The organism is uncultured Paracoccus sp. (assembly GCF_937873615.1).
GTDB lineage: Bacteria > Pseudomonadota > Alphaproteobacteria > Rhodobacterales > Rhodobacteraceae > Paracoccus.
In genome coordinates, this window is sequence record NZ_CALMYP010000015.1 from 173582 (window position 1) to 186649 (window position 13068).

14 protein-coding genes are annotated in these 13068 nt (G+C 62.0%); 2 read left to right on the forward strand and 12 right to left on the reverse strand.

Annotated elements, in window-relative coordinates; genetic code table 11:
• Positions 1-79: 79 nt before the first annotated feature.
• Together Q0330_RS04385 and Q0330_RS04390 are read right to left on the reverse strand one after the other, a co-directional pair.
• Positions 80-946, reverse strand: a complete 867-nt coding sequence (locus Q0330_RS04385) for a polysaccharide deacetylase family protein (protein ID WP_299474988.1) — start codon at positions 944-946, stop codon at positions 80-82.
• Positions 943-2676: a carbamoyltransferase C-terminal domain-containing protein gene (locus Q0330_RS04390; RefSeq protein ID WP_299474991.1), complete on the reverse strand. Its 1734-nt coding sequence runs from the start codon at positions 2674-2676 to the stop codon at positions 943-945. Before Q0330_RS04390 ends, Q0330_RS04385 begins: the two co-directional genes overlap by 4 nt.
• Before the next feature lie 167 nt (positions 2677-2843).
• Between Q0330_RS04390 and Q0330_RS04395 the strand changes: the two genes are divergently transcribed.
• Positions 2844-4076, forward strand: a complete 1233-nt coding sequence (locus Q0330_RS04395) for a DUF2254 domain-containing protein (protein WP_299474994.1) — start codon at positions 2844-2846, stop codon at positions 4074-4076.
• A 62-nt stretch (positions 4077-4138) separates the two neighbouring features.
• Here the strand turns inward: Q0330_RS04395 and Q0330_RS04400 are convergent, their stop codons facing one another.
• From Q0330_RS04400 to hppD, 8 genes are all read right to left on the reverse strand, one after another.
• Positions 4139-4732 carry a porin family protein gene (locus Q0330_RS04400; RefSeq protein WP_299474997.1) on the reverse strand — a complete coding sequence of 198 codons (594 nt, stop codon included), beginning with the start codon at positions 4730-4732 and terminating at the stop codon, positions 4139-4141.
• 322 nt (positions 4733-5054) lie between these two features.
• On the reverse strand, positions 5055-5357 hold the full coding sequence (locus tag Q0330_RS04405) for a hypothetical protein (RefSeq protein ID WP_299475000.1): 303 nt from the start codon (positions 5355-5357) through the stop codon (positions 5055-5057).
• A 48-nt stretch (positions 5358-5405) separates the two neighbouring features.
• Positions 5406-6386, reverse strand: a complete 981-nt coding sequence (gene nrdF / locus Q0330_RS04410) for a class 1b ribonucleoside-diphosphate reductase subunit beta (protein ID WP_299475003.1) — start codon at positions 6384-6386, stop codon at positions 5406-5408.
• Positions 6387-6397: 11 nt separating this feature from the next.
• The gene (gene nrdE / locus Q0330_RS04415; RefSeq protein WP_299475005.1) at positions 6398-8542 is read right to left on the reverse strand and encodes a class 1b ribonucleoside-diphosphate reductase subunit alpha; all 2145 of its coding nucleotides are present in this window, start codon (positions 8540-8542) and stop codon (positions 6398-6400) included.
• Positions 8524-8940 carry a class Ib ribonucleoside-diphosphate reductase assembly flavoprotein NrdI gene (gene nrdI, locus Q0330_RS04420; protein ID WP_299475007.1) on the reverse strand — a complete coding sequence of 139 codons (417 nt, stop codon included), beginning with the start codon at positions 8938-8940 and terminating at the stop codon, positions 8524-8526. The genes nrdE and nrdI overlap by 19 nt, the downstream gene beginning before the upstream one ends.
• 33 nt (positions 8941-8973) lie before the next feature.
• Positions 8974-9195, reverse strand: coding sequence for a glutaredoxin-like protein NrdH (gene nrdH, locus Q0330_RS04425; protein WP_299475009.1), 222 nt, complete (start codon positions 9193-9195; stop codon positions 8974-8976).
• A gap of 374 nt (positions 9196-9569) precedes the next feature.
• Complete coding sequence (locus Q0330_RS04430) at positions 9570-9917, reverse strand: Rieske (2Fe-2S) protein (protein WP_299475012.1); 348 nt, start codon at positions 9915-9917, stop codon at positions 9570-9572.
• The gene (gene hppD / locus Q0330_RS04435; protein WP_299475015.1) at positions 9914-11026 is read right to left on the reverse strand and encodes a 4-hydroxyphenylpyruvate dioxygenase; all 1113 of its coding nucleotides are present in this window, start codon (positions 11024-11026) and stop codon (positions 9914-9916) included. Before hppD ends, Q0330_RS04430 begins: the two co-directional genes overlap by 4 nt.
• 116 nt (positions 11027-11142) lie before the next feature.
• Between hppD and Q0330_RS04440 the strand changes: the two genes are divergently transcribed.
• Positions 11143-11610 (forward strand): Lrp/AsnC family transcriptional regulator, encoded by a 468-nt coding sequence (locus tag Q0330_RS04440; protein WP_299475018.1) that lies wholly within the window; start codon positions 11143-11145, stop codon positions 11608-11610.
• On the opposite strand, the gene Q0330_RS04445 is transcribed toward Q0330_RS04440, so the two are convergent.
• Both Q0330_RS04445 and Q0330_RS04450 read right to left on the reverse strand, forming a co-directional pair.
• Entirely contained in the window at positions 11607-12233 is a 627-nt protein-coding gene (locus tag Q0330_RS04445) for a sulfotransferase (protein ID WP_299475021.1), read from the reverse strand. The two genes, Q0330_RS04440 and Q0330_RS04445, sit on opposite strands and share 4 nt — an antisense overlap.
• 69 nt (positions 12234-12302) lie before the next feature.
• Positions 12303-13061, reverse strand: a complete 759-nt coding sequence (locus Q0330_RS04450; RefSeq protein WP_299475025.1) for a TSUP family transporter — start codon at positions 13059-13061, stop codon at positions 12303-12305.
• Positions 13062-13068: the final 7 nt, after the last annotated feature.

Genomic DNA, 13068 nt, shown 5'->3' on the forward strand with positions numbered 1-13068 from the left:
GGTTCTGCTGACGGTTCTTCGCTGCCCCTGTTCATCCGCCGGCGGGGCAGAAAGCCGGATTTCCGGTTCGACTTGGCCGTCAGCCGCAAGCGACCTTCGCCGGCCCGTCGCACAGCCGGCCAGCCAGACCCCCGGCGGGCACCAGCCCGGCGAGCTTGGCAGGCAGGCCGCGATTGCCGATCGTGTGCCATTGATGTTGGCGCAGTCGCCTTAGCAGCGATTTGCGCAGGCCGAGGGGGCGCAAATCGGCGGCGCTCAGGCGGAATGCGCCGCCCGAGACGAATTCGTAGGGGTGCAGGTAAACATGCGGGGCGAAGCCAGCCGCCTCGGCCTGGGTCAACAGGCTGCGACCGACCCATCCCGGGAACAGTTTCAGATAGCTGCCACCCAGCCTGAGCCGCCGTCCCGCGATCCTGCCGGTGAAGATCGGCAGAATCTGCAGTGTTTCCAATCCGCACAAGCGGCGCCACGCTTCGACGTCGTTCAGGTTGCCGGTCGGGAAAGAGCTGTCATAGCGAAACACCTCCTCGACGGCGCGATATTGTTCTGCACCCTGCCTGTCGATGCGGAACTTCGGTGCCCGAAAGCCCCGGACTGGCTGGCCCGAGGCATCCTGCAATATGTCGCGGGCTCGCTTGAGCATGTCGCGGACGGTGCCGATCTGCTGGTGGTCCATCTCGTCATGGAAGTAGTAGTGGCAGCAGACTTCGTGCCCGTCCGCAGCGATGCGTGCGATCAGGTCCGGCGCCTGACTGGCAAGGATGCCCGTGCAGAAGAAAGTCGCGTGGCGCCCCCGCGGCCCGCCATGCCTGGCCAGAAAGCCGTCGATCTGTTCATAGCTGTGCCAGAGCGCATCAAGGCGCAGCGGCCCGGTTTCCCACAACCCGAGATCCCGCTTCTGGTCATGGGCAACATCCTCGAAGTCGATGCTGAGATGCAGGCTCATGAAAGATCGCCCCTTTCGACGATATGATCCCCGATCACCAGGGCATCGACACCCGATGCGGCGAAGGTTGCCAGCGCGTGTTCGGGTGAATAGACGATGGGCTCCTGAATGTTGAAGGACGTGTTCAGCAGCACCGGGATGCCGGTGATCTCGCCAAAACGGGCGATAAGCGCGTGATAGCGTCGATGCGCATCGGCTGAGACCGTATGGACCCGCGCCGTGCCGTCGACATGGGTAATCGCCGGCACCCGGTCGCCCCGGACCTTGGCGACGATATTCATATAGGGGCTATCCTGCCCGATCTGGAAAAACTCGCTGGCCGCCTCTGCCGTGGTCGAGGGCGCGAAGGGGCGAAACAGTTCCCGCTTCTTGATCTTGTCGTTCAGGGCATCGCGGATTTCGTCGCGACGCGGATCGGCAAGGAACGAGCGCGCGCCGAGCGCCCTTGGCCCGAACTCGGCACGACCCTGGAACCAGGCGATCAGCTTGCCCTCTGACAGCATGGCGGCAGTGCGATGGATCAACTCGGCCTCGGGCAGGGCGGGCGGAACGCTGTGGCAGCGTGCGGCAAGGGCTGTGGCGATGGTATCCGCATCGAAAGCCCGACCGAGATAGGGGCTGCGCACCGTCTGGCGATCCGCCGGGACTTGCAGCGCCGCCAGTGCCGCACCGATGGCACAGCCGGCATCGTGCGGCGCGGGCGGGATAATGATCTCGTCAAAGGTGCCGGCTTTCAAAAGTTGACCGTTTGCGGTCACGTTCAGCGCGCAACCGCCCGAGAGCACCAGCCGGCGAAGCTGCGGATAAGCGTCGCGGGCCGGTTGCAGCACATGCTGCAAGGCGGCCTCGAAAGCTGCCTGGACGCTGGCGGCGAGGTCGATATGGGCCTGGCTCGGCGCTTCGTCGGGTTGGCGGGGCGGGCCGAACAACTCGGCCAGGCGGGGATGAAAATGACCTTCCAGCGCGGCGTGATAATCACAAACCTTCGTGTCCAGATCGTAGCTGCCGCCGGGCTGCAGACGCAATATCTCGTCAAGGATAACCTTCGACCATATCGGCGTGCCATATGGCGCCAGCCCCATCATCTTGTATTCGCCCTCAAGCATCCGGAACCCCAGAAAGCCGGTGAAGGTCGAATAGAAATGTCCCAGGGAATTTGGCCAGCGATGCCGGCTCAGCACCTTGCGTTCACCCTTAGTCAGGACCGAAAGCACCGTGGAATGTGCTTCCCCGCCGCCGTCATAGGACAGCGAGACGCAATCGGGCCAGTCGCGCATCGCTTCCGCGTAAAGCTGGTGCGACAGGTGGTGGTCGATGTAATGCAACCTGGCCTCGGTCGGGCCATGTTCGGCGGTCAGGATGCGGCGAAGCCGGAACAGATCGCCCCAAGAGCCGTTGCGGCCCCCGTCCTGCGTCTGGGCCGGGGCGAACATGTCGCGGATGCGGCTGGCGATGGCGCGCCGGGCGCGGGCGCTGCCGGTGATTTTCCGCAGGCTGCCGCTCATCCGCGTGCCCATGCGCCAGGGCTGCCAATAGACCGCGACGGCATCCAGATCCGACAGGCTTATGCCGGCGATATCAAGCACTTCCGAAATGGCCAGATGCGGGAAGCTGCCGTCGTTCTTGACCCGGCTCAGCCGCTCGTTCTCGACAGCGGCGATGAGCTTTCCATCACCGAACAGGGCTGCCGCGCTGTTGTCCATTGTCGCGAGACCAAGAGTATAGCGCATGTTCGTTCCTGTGCCAGTCCAGCATTGATGCGGGTATCCCCAAGGTATGCAAGGCTTGGCGGCTGGTGCCAAGGCCGGATGCAGGGGCGGGTGCCTCTCGCACTTGCAATATTCGGCGTATGCCGCAAACAAGGTTGGCATGGAACGCGGCGCGGAATGGATGGCTGATGAAAGACTGGCTTGAGACCGGATGGGTTCTGCGCTTGCGAGAGCAACTGCGCAAGATGTGGGTGCGTGTCATCCTTTACAGCCTGGCCGGCGTGGCCTTGGCGTTGGTCGCGCCGCTGTTCGGACCTGTCCTTCATTATATCCCGAAGATCGACCTTGCTGCCGGCTCGGTCGATGCGCTGCTGAATATCATCGCGACAACGATGCTGGCGGTCACCACCTTCTCCATGTCGATCATCGTCGGGGCCTATGGATCGGCGACCTCCAACGCGACCCCGCGCGCGACCCGCTTGCTGGAGGAGGACCGCACAGCGCAGAACGCGGTGTCGATCTTCATTGGTTCGTTCCTGTTCAGCATTGTCGGGATCGTCGGCCTCTCTGCCGGTTTCTATCCGGGCGATGCGCGAGTCCTTCTGTTTGTCGCGACACTGGGTGATATCGCGCTGATTGCCTGGGCTCTCGTTCGCTGGGTCAGCCACCTGAACGAGTTTGGAAGAATGAGCGATATCATCAGCCGGATCGAACGGGCGTCCTTGCGCCCGGCGCAAAAATATCGCGACCGGCCGGCACTTGGGGCTGTTCCCCAAGCTGATGCCCTGCCCGAAGGGCTGCCGCTTGTGGCATCGGATCTCTCTGGATATGTGCGCTATGTCGATGTCGAGGCCTTGCAGTTCATCGCCGAACAGCTTGGCATCAAGGTCGAGATTCGTCGGATGCCGGGAAAATACGTCCACCGGGGAGAGGCGCTGCTGCGATTGACCGATGCGGTCGACGATGAAGGGGCTGCGGTCTTGCGCGCGGCTTTCGTGCTCGGGGAAGCGCGCAGCTTCGATCAGGATCTCGCCTATGGGCTGACAGTCCTTTGCGAAGTCGCCAGCAAGGCACTTTCTCCCGGCATCAACGACCCCGGCACTGCAATCGAAGTGCTGCGCGCAGGAACGCGTGTGCTTGAGGTGCTGCATGGGGAACATGACAAGCAGGCCGAAGTAACCTTTGACCTGGTCTACGCCCCGCCCCTGGACGCAGCAGAGGTCTATTCGGCATTCTTCGCACCCATCTCGCGTGATGGCGCGGCTCTTCTTGAGGTGCAGGAAACCTTGCTGGACTGTCTTGGCGCCGTGGAACGCTTCGGTGACAGCGTCGCTGCAAGACGAGAGATGGAGCGGGTCCGGCAACGCGCCCGCGCCGCCTTGTCAGAAGTCTGGGAGCTGGAGGTTCTTTCCCGGTCCTGATCCTGGGGGGAGGAGAGCGGCCGGTTGCGGCCGCCCTCTTGTTTCAGCGGTATTGCCTTGGATCAGAAGCGGAAGGCCGCACGCAGCTGCACCAGGTCGGTATCCAGATCCAGCCCGTCGATGCCGTCGACATCGCTGAAGTCCTGCTTGGAATATTCCGCACCGATGGTGAAGCGTTCGTTGACCTTGAAGTCGCCGCCGATCCCGTAAGTGACATCGGTTTCCGAGATGTCATAGACGCCAGTATCCGCATCGAGCTTCGCCACACCCAGCGTGACATAGGGCATGAACCGGCCCATGTCATAACCTGCACGCGCGCGAAGGCGGGTCATGTCGCCCTTGTCTTCGATATCGTCGATATCCAGCCGGTTGTAATCCAGTTCGCCGCCCAGCACGAAGGTGCCGAAGTCATGCTGATAACCGGCATGAACACCGTAGGCGTCCATGTCAGGGCTCAGGTCGGTGCCGTCGCCCGAAAGTTCGAAAGAACCCGTGCCATATTGCGCACCAGCATAGAAGCCGGTCCAGTCCGAGGGATCGGCAGGCGCCACCACCGGAACGACGACCGGGGGCTGCTCGACCGGGGCGGTATAGCCGCCGGCAAGGGCCGAACCTGCGACAAGCGACGCCGCAACGGATGCAAGAACGAGTTTCATGAGTCTCTCCAATTCCTGAGCTTGATGCTCGGGAGGAGAGCTAGGATCGTCCCGGATCGAGATGAAGGCGCAACGGGGGCAGGCAGGCCGGAATCGTGTCGGTCCGGCAACCACGCAGAGGTGAGCTATTGTGAGTTGAACGCTTCTCGGACTACAAAAACTGATTTATTTCAATTGGTTGGGTTGAGATTAAGAATGCTCACGGACCCGATCATGCAAATTTGCTTCGGATTACGCAGCGTCGCAGCACTTGGCATCTGGCTTGCGCAATTGCCTGCCAAACCTGTCTGCGCCCGTGACGCTCGTTGTGCCTGCCTGCCAGCTATGAGTTGAGCTGCCGCGCGCCGCCGCAATTTGATCCGCGCGTTGGCTGGACCGGCAGCGGAAGAGGCGCCGGCATCTGCGCATCGGGCGCGGCCTGTGCGTCCGGCGCGGGTGGCGGCGGTGTCGGGTCCGGCTCTGCCTGCTGCGCTATGGCGGATTGGCCGAGCAGGGCCGCGAAAACTGTCGGCAGGATAATGCGAAGCATGTCGTTTTCCTTCCGTGAGAGGCAATGCACCCCCTGAGCATAGCCCCGAATCGCGATTTCACCAAAACCATGGTCCGCATTGCGGGTGTTGGGCATGAAAAAAGGCGCGCAGAAGCGCGCCTGCTGAATCTTTTGGCTGTCAGATCAGAAATCCCAGTCTTCGTCCTCGGTCGCGACCGCCTTGCCGATCACATAGCTGGAGCCGGAGCCGGAGAAGAAGTCGTGATTCTCGTCCGAATTCGGCGACAGCGCCGCCAGGATCGCGGGCGAGACCTTGCAGGCTTCCGGCGGGAACAGCGCCTCAAAGCCCAGGTTCTGCAGGGCCTTGTTAGCATTGTAATGCAGGAAGGTCTTCACGTCCTCGGTCAGGTTCACCGGATCGTAGAGGGATTCGGTGTATTTCGTCTCGATCTCGTAAAGATCGAACAGAAGCGCGAAGGCGAAATCCTTCAGCTCGGCGCGCTCGGCCTCGGTCAGCTTTTCCAGCCCGCGCTGGAACTTGTAGCCGATGTAATAGCCGTGGATCGCCTCGTCGCGGATGATCAGCCGGATCAGGTCGGCGGTATTGGTCAGCCGCGCGCGGGAAGACCAGTGCATCGGCAGGTAGAAGCCGGAATAGAACAGGAAGCTTTCCAGGAAGACGCTGGCGATCTTCTTCTTCGCCGGATGGCTGGCGGCGTCGTATTCGTCGAGGATCAGCCGCGATTTCGCCTGCAGGTGTTCGTTTTCCGAGGACCAGCGGAAGGCTTCGTCCACTTCCGAAGTCTGGCACAGGGTCGAGAAGACCGAGGAATAGCTGCGCGCATGAACCGCCTCCATGAAGGCGATATTCGTCAGCACGGCCTCTTCATGGGGCGTGATCGCGTCGGGCAGAAGCGAAGGCGCGCCGATGGTGTTCTGGATCGTGTCGAGCAGCGTCAGCCCGGTGAAGACGCGGATGGTCAGCGTCTGCTCGGCCGGTTTCAACTGCGACCAGCTTTGAATGTCGTTCGACAGCGGTACCTTTTCCGGCAGCCAGAAATTCGCGGTCAGGCGGTTCCAGATCTCCAGGTCCTTGTCGTCCTGAAGGCGGTTCCAGTTGATCGCGGCGGGGACCGCACGGGTGGTGTTCACGGCGTCTTTCATGTTCTTGTCCTTCACAGCGTGCAGGAAACGCAGCCCTGAACTTCGGTCCCCTCAAGGGCGTTCTGGCGCAGGCGGATGTAATAGATGGTCTTGATGCCCTTCTTCCAAGCGTAGATCTGGGCGCGGTTGATGTCGCGCGTGGTGGCATCGGCGGGGAAGAACAGGGTCAGGGACAGGCCCTGATCGACATGCTGGGTCGCGGCGGCATAGGTGTCGATGATGGCTTCGGGGCCGATCTCGTAGGCGTCGCGATAGAATTCCAGATTGTCGTTGGTCATGTAGGGCGCCGGATAGTAGACGCGGCCGATCTTGCCTTCCTTGCGGACCTCGATCTTGGCGGTGATCGGGTGGATCGAGGAGGTGGCATAGTTGATATAGCTGATCGAGCCGGTCGGCGGCACCGCCTGAAGATTGCGGTTGTAAAGCCCGTCCGCCATCACCGCATCGCGCAGGGCAGCCCATTCGTCGCGGGTCGGAACGGGAATGCCGGCGGTTTCGAACAGCTCCTTCACGCGGTCGGTCACGGGCAGCCAGTCGCGGTCGACATATTTGTCGAAGAAGGTGCCGTTGGCATATTTCGACTGCTCGAAGCCGGCAAAGCTGTGGCCGCGTTCCTTCGCCAGCAAATTCGATTCGCGCAGCGCGTGATAGAGGACCGTCGCGAAATAGATATTGGTGAAATCGATACCCTCGGGCGATCCGTAATGGATGCGTTCGCGCGCCAGATAGCCGTGCAGGTTCATCTGGCCCAGACCGATGGCATGGCCCTCGTCATTGCCCTTGCGGATCGACGGGACCGAGTCGATGGCCGACATCTCGCTGACCGCGTTCAGCGCCCGGATGGCGGTGCCGACGGTGGCGGCCAGATCGCCACTATCCATCGCCTTGGCGATGTTCAGAGAGCCGAGATTGCAGGAAATATCCGTGCCCATCTGGGCATAGCTCAGGTCGTCGTTGAATTCCGACGCCGTGTTCACCTGCAGGATCTCGCTGCACAGGTTCGACATGGCGATGCGGCCCGCAATCGGGTTCGCGGCGTTCACCGTGTCCTCGAACATGATATAGGGATAGCCGGATTCGAACTGGATCTCGGCGATGGTCTGGAAGAAGGCGCGGGCGTTGATCTTCTTCTTGCGGATGGCCGGGTTGTCGACCATCTCGTGATATTTCTCGGTCACCGAGATGTCCGAGAAGGGCACGCCGTAGACCTTCTGCACGTCATGGGGCGAGAAGAGATACATGTCGTCATTCTTCTTCGCCAGGTCGAAGGTGATGTCGGGGATGACCACGCCAAGCGACAGCGTCTTGATGCGGATCTTCTCGTCCGCGTTCTCGCGCTTGGTATCCAGGAAACGCAGGATATCGGGGTGATGCGCGTTCAGATAGACCGCTCCCGCACCCTGCCGTGCGCCAAGCTGGTTGGCATAGGAGAAGCTGTCTTCCAGCAGTTTCATCACCGGGATCACACCCGAGGACTGGTTGGCGATCTGCTTGATGGGCGCGCCGTGTTCACGGATATTGGTCAGCATCAGGGCCACGCCGCCGCCGCGCTTGGACAGTTGCAGGGCCGAGTTGATCGACCGCCCGATCGATTCCATGTTGTCTTCGATGCGCAGCAGGAAGCAGGACACGAATTCGCCCCGCGCCTTCTTGCCGGCATTCAGGAAGGTCGGCGTCGCCGGCTGGAACCGGCCCGAGACGATCTCCTGCATCAGCCGCATCGCCAGCGCCTCGTCGCCGCGCGCCAGCGTCAGCGCGACCATGACCACGCGGTCCTCGTAACGCTCCAGGAAGCGCTCTCCGTCCCAGGTCTTCAGCGTATAGGAGGTGTAATACTTGAACGCGCCGAGGAAGGTCGGGAAGCGGAATTTCAGCGCATAGGCCTCGTCCCAGATCCTGCGCTGGAAGTTCTTCGAATACTGGTCCAGCACGGCGGCATCGTAATAGCCCTCGTCCACCAGATAGCCCAGCTTCTCGTCGAGGCTGTGGAAGAAGACCGTGTTCTGGTTCACATGCTGCAGGAAATACTGCCGCGCCGCCTTGCGATCCGCGTCGAACTGGATCTGCCCCGCATCGTCATAGAGGTTCAGCATCGCGTTCAGCGCGTGGTAGTCCTTCGCGTCGGGCGCCGGACGTTTCAGGCGGTCATCAAGCATGTCTCTCTCCAGAATCGTTGAAGCCCGTCGGTGACGCGGGCGATATCTTCCTCGGTGCCGGCCAGCTCGAACCGATAGAGCAGCGGCACCTCGCATTTGCTGGCAATTCTTGCGCCGGCAGCGGCGTAGAACTGCCCGAAATTCCGATTCCCGCTGGCAATGACGCCGCGGATCAGCGCGCGCCGGGCAGGATCGTTCAGAAACTTGATAATCTGCGGATGGACGGCGCCACGGCCTTCCCCATCCGCATAGGTCGGAGAGATCAGCACATAGGGCTGATCGGGTGCCGGCATCGGCTCATCGGCGGAAACCGGGATGCGCAGCGCGTCCATCCCCAGCCGGGCGACGAATTTCGCCGTATTGCCCGAGCGGGAGGAATAGAAGACGAGCTGCGCCATGGTCCCGGTGCCAATGCGGATGCCGCGCCGATATCAGGAAAGCTGGCCGATCAGGTCCGGGCGGAAGCCCGACCAATGCGCATCGCCGGCAATGACGACCGGCGCCTGCCGATAGCCGAGGCCCGAGACATGGGCATAGGCGTCCTCGTCCTGGGTCAGGTCGACGACGGCGAATTCGATGCCGCGCGCCTGAAGCGCACGGGTGGTCGCGGTGCACTGCACGCAGGCCGGCTTGCTGTAAACGGTGATGCTCATTCGTCCCTCATACTGATTTCAGCACCGGGCAGAACGAAATCGGTCGGAAAGCACAGCTTTCCGATGACGCGCCCCATGGCCCCGGCACCATGGTTTCTTCTTGTTGCCCTGACACCTGTCCGCCGTGCGCTTCCGAGGGGTTCATCCCCTTCTCGCCGCGTATTTCAGGATCTCACCTGCTAAAGCCAGAGCCTAACCATCTTGTGTCGAATCGGCATAGTCTGTCAACATTTTGTATGATGCTTTAATGAACTATCTAGGGCTTGACAGCTATGCGCGATTATGAGGTTCACGCCGGCGTGAACTCAGACGGTTATCCGTCAGCAGGCGATAGTGGGACAAAGCCGATTTCTGCCAACTGGTTGTAGGAAGAATCAATCTTCGGCGATCAGCACGCGGCCGTTTTCCAGATGCAGCGGCACCGTGTCCAGCCCGCAACTGGCCGGGCCTGCACAAACCTCTCCGGTCACTGCATCGAACTGCGCCTGATGCGAGGAGCAGGTCAGTCGCCCCCCATCCGCCGACAGCAGCCGGTCGCTGCGATAGTCCAGCGGCAGGAATTGATGCGGGCACAGGTTGACGAAGCCGCGCAGCCCGGCCGCATCGTGAATGACCAGCAGCGGAAAGCCGGACAGGTCGAAAGCGCGAACGCCCTCGACCTCGGCCACATCGCAGACGACCGTGCCGGGATCCGGCGCGGTCGAGATATCGCGCCAGCTCATGCGGCGTCTTCGGGTTTCAGCGCGCCGCGACGCAGCTGGTCTTCCTCGATCGATTCGAAGAGGGCGCGGAAATTGCCCTCGCCGAAGCCGTCATCGCCCTTGCGCTGGATGAACTCGAAGAAGATCGGCCCGATCACGGTCTTGGAGAAGATCTGCAGCAGGATCCGGGTCATGCCGCCATCGACGACGCCTTCGCCGTCGATCAGGATGCCGTGCTTCTTCATCCGGTCGAGCGGCTCCTCATGGCCGGTGACGCGCTTCCTCGACATTTCGTAATAGATGTCCGGCGGTCCCGGCATGAATTCCAGCCCCTTGGCGGCAATGGCGTCGGTGGAGGCATAGATATCTTCGGTCGCCACGGCGATATGCTGGATGCCTTCGCCCTTGTATTCGTTCAGATATTCCTCGATCTGGCTGTGCTCATCGGCGGATTCGTTGATCGGGATGCGGATCTTGCCATCGGGCGAGGTCAGCGCGCGGCTGAAAAGCCCGGTCTGCTTGCCCTTGATGTCGAAATAGCGGATCTCGCGGAAATTGAAGGTCTGGTTATAGAACTTGTACCAGGTGTCCATATTGCCGCGCACGACGTTATGGGTCAGGTGGTCGATATAGTAGAAACCGACGCCTTCCGGGCGCGGATCGGCTTCGCCCAACCAGTCGTACTCGGCCTCCCAGGCGCTGCCGGTCTCGTCATATTTGTCGATGAAATAAAGCAGGCTGCCGCCGATCCCCAATACGGCCGGGAAATCCAGCACCTTGCCGGGGCCGGTATATTCCTCGGCCCCCAGTTCCACCGCGCGTTTCAGCGCGTGCTGCGCATCGACGACGCGCCAGCCCATGGCGGGCGCGCAGGGGCCGTGATCCTTGATGAACTGGCTGGCATGGCTGCCGGGTTCCGCGTTCAGCACATAGTTGATGCCGCCCTGACGATAGAGCGTGACATTCTTCACCTTGTGCTTCGCCACCGGCACGAAGCCCATCTTGCGGAACAGTGTGTCCAGTTCCTCGGGGTTCGGATGGGCGAATTCAACGAATTCGAAACCGTCGGTGCCGGCGGGATTGGCCGTGCTGATCTCGGCCTTGGGTGCGTCATGCGGGAAAGGGCCCATGATATTCCTCCTGTTTGCGGCTTGCGGACAGTATGATGCAGATCGCGCACAAGTTGCTTGCATTCGGGACGGATTGTCGCAGGATGGCGCGTGAAACATGCATGGAATTGGATGATATGACGAATCTGACGCATGACCGCTTCGATCGCGCGATTCTGTCCGCATTGCAGCGCGACGGGGCGCTGACCAATGCGCAACTGTCCGAGATCGTGCATCTTTCACCCTCGCAATGCTCGCGCCGGCGGGCGGCGCTGGAGAAATCAGGGGCGATCAGGGGTTATGCGGCGCGGCTGGACGGGCGGCTTCTGGGTTTCGGCATCCGGGCCTTTGCGCGGGTGAACCTGCGCAGCCACGGCGCGGCGGGCGACAAGGATTTCGCCAGCTTCGCCGCCGCCCAGCCCGAGGTTCGGGCGGCGCATTCGGTCTCGGGCGATGCCGATTACGTGCTGGAATTGCAGGTCCGCGATCTGGATGCGCTGGCGGATTTCATCCATGACCGGCTGTTGCAGCACAGCCAGGTCACGCAGGTGCGTTCGGAAATCGTGCTGAAGTCCGCGAAGGAAGACGGTGGCCTGCCGATCTAGATCGCAAGGGCCAGTTCCGGCAGCGGCACCTCGACCGGGGTGCGGTTGTGATGGCGCCAATAGCCCGGTTTCAATCCGAATTCCGGCAGGAAACGGATCAGGGCGCGGGGATCGTCACGCTCGATATCGAAGACCAGAAGCTGATCGGGACGGTCGGCGAAATACTCCTGCACGGCCGCGTGGTGGTCGTGCCATTCGCGCAGCCAGATCGCCTGCATCGTCGCGATGTCGCCGATCCCGGCCTGGATCATGGCGCGCCGCAGATAACCCCCGGCGAAGTGACGACAGCGGGATTGCACCCAGTTCATCGGATCACGGGTATTCAGGATGAAGCGGCTTCCCGGATATTCGGCGTCGAGCCGGCGGAAATGGCCGATGCCCGACAGGCGGGTATTCTTGCCGCACATATCCATGTCGGAATAGACCTGCGCGTCGTCGATTCCGCTCAGCAGTTTCCGGTCCGAGCGTGCATTCCTGTCCAGTTGGGCCGCAATCTTGATCGGGGTTCCGTCGTGGCATTCAGGCCGGTGATGGGACGAGCGATGCCCGGCGCGCTTGAACATCCGATGCAGGCTGGTGGTGCCGCATTTGTTGAAGCCGATGACGAAGACCTTCGGAAGCATGCCAATTCCTTCTCAACCCTTGGTTGAGAATTGGCGCGTTAAGGTTAATTTTAGGTAAAGATTTTCGCGTCAGATCAGGTCGAGGATCAGTTTCAGCGCCAGCAGCGTCGAGGTGGTGACCAGAAGCGGCTTGATCAGTCGCGCGCCGATCCGCATCGCCAGATGCGACCCGACCCAGGCCCCGGCGATCTGCGCCGCGCCCATGGCCAGCCCGGTGATCCACAGGGGCTTGCCGACAAGCGCGAAGGCCACCAGCCCGCCCAGGTTCGAGGCGAAGTTCAGCAGCTTCGTATGCGCTGTGGCCCTGAGGATACCGTAGCCCGCCAGCATCACGAAACCCAGCATGAAGAACGCCCCGGTTCCCGGCCCGACCAGCCCGTCATAGAAGCCGATCAGCGGCACAACGAAGGCGGTGAACTGGGCGGGCGTGATGCGGGCCGTGCGGTCGGCATCGCTGAGCCCGGGTTTCAGCGCGAAAAAGGCCGCGATGCCAATCAGCAGGATCGGCAGCAGATAGCGCAGCGCCTGCGTCGGGATCAGCGTCACGCAGAAGGCCCCGGCCATCCCGGCGGCAAAGGCAAGCGCGGCTGCCCCGATCTGCCGGCGCGGGTTCACATGGCCGGATACGGCATAGCTGATTGCCGCCGTGGCCGCGCCGAAGACGCCCTGCACCTTGTTCGTCGCCAGTGCCTGCGCCGGCGGCACACCGGCCAGCATCAGCATCGGCACGGTGATCAACCCGCCACCGCCGGCAATGGCATCGACGAAACCCGCCGCAAAGGCGGCAGCGATCAGCATCAGGACGAGATCGAGCGAGAGTTCGAACATCCGCGCT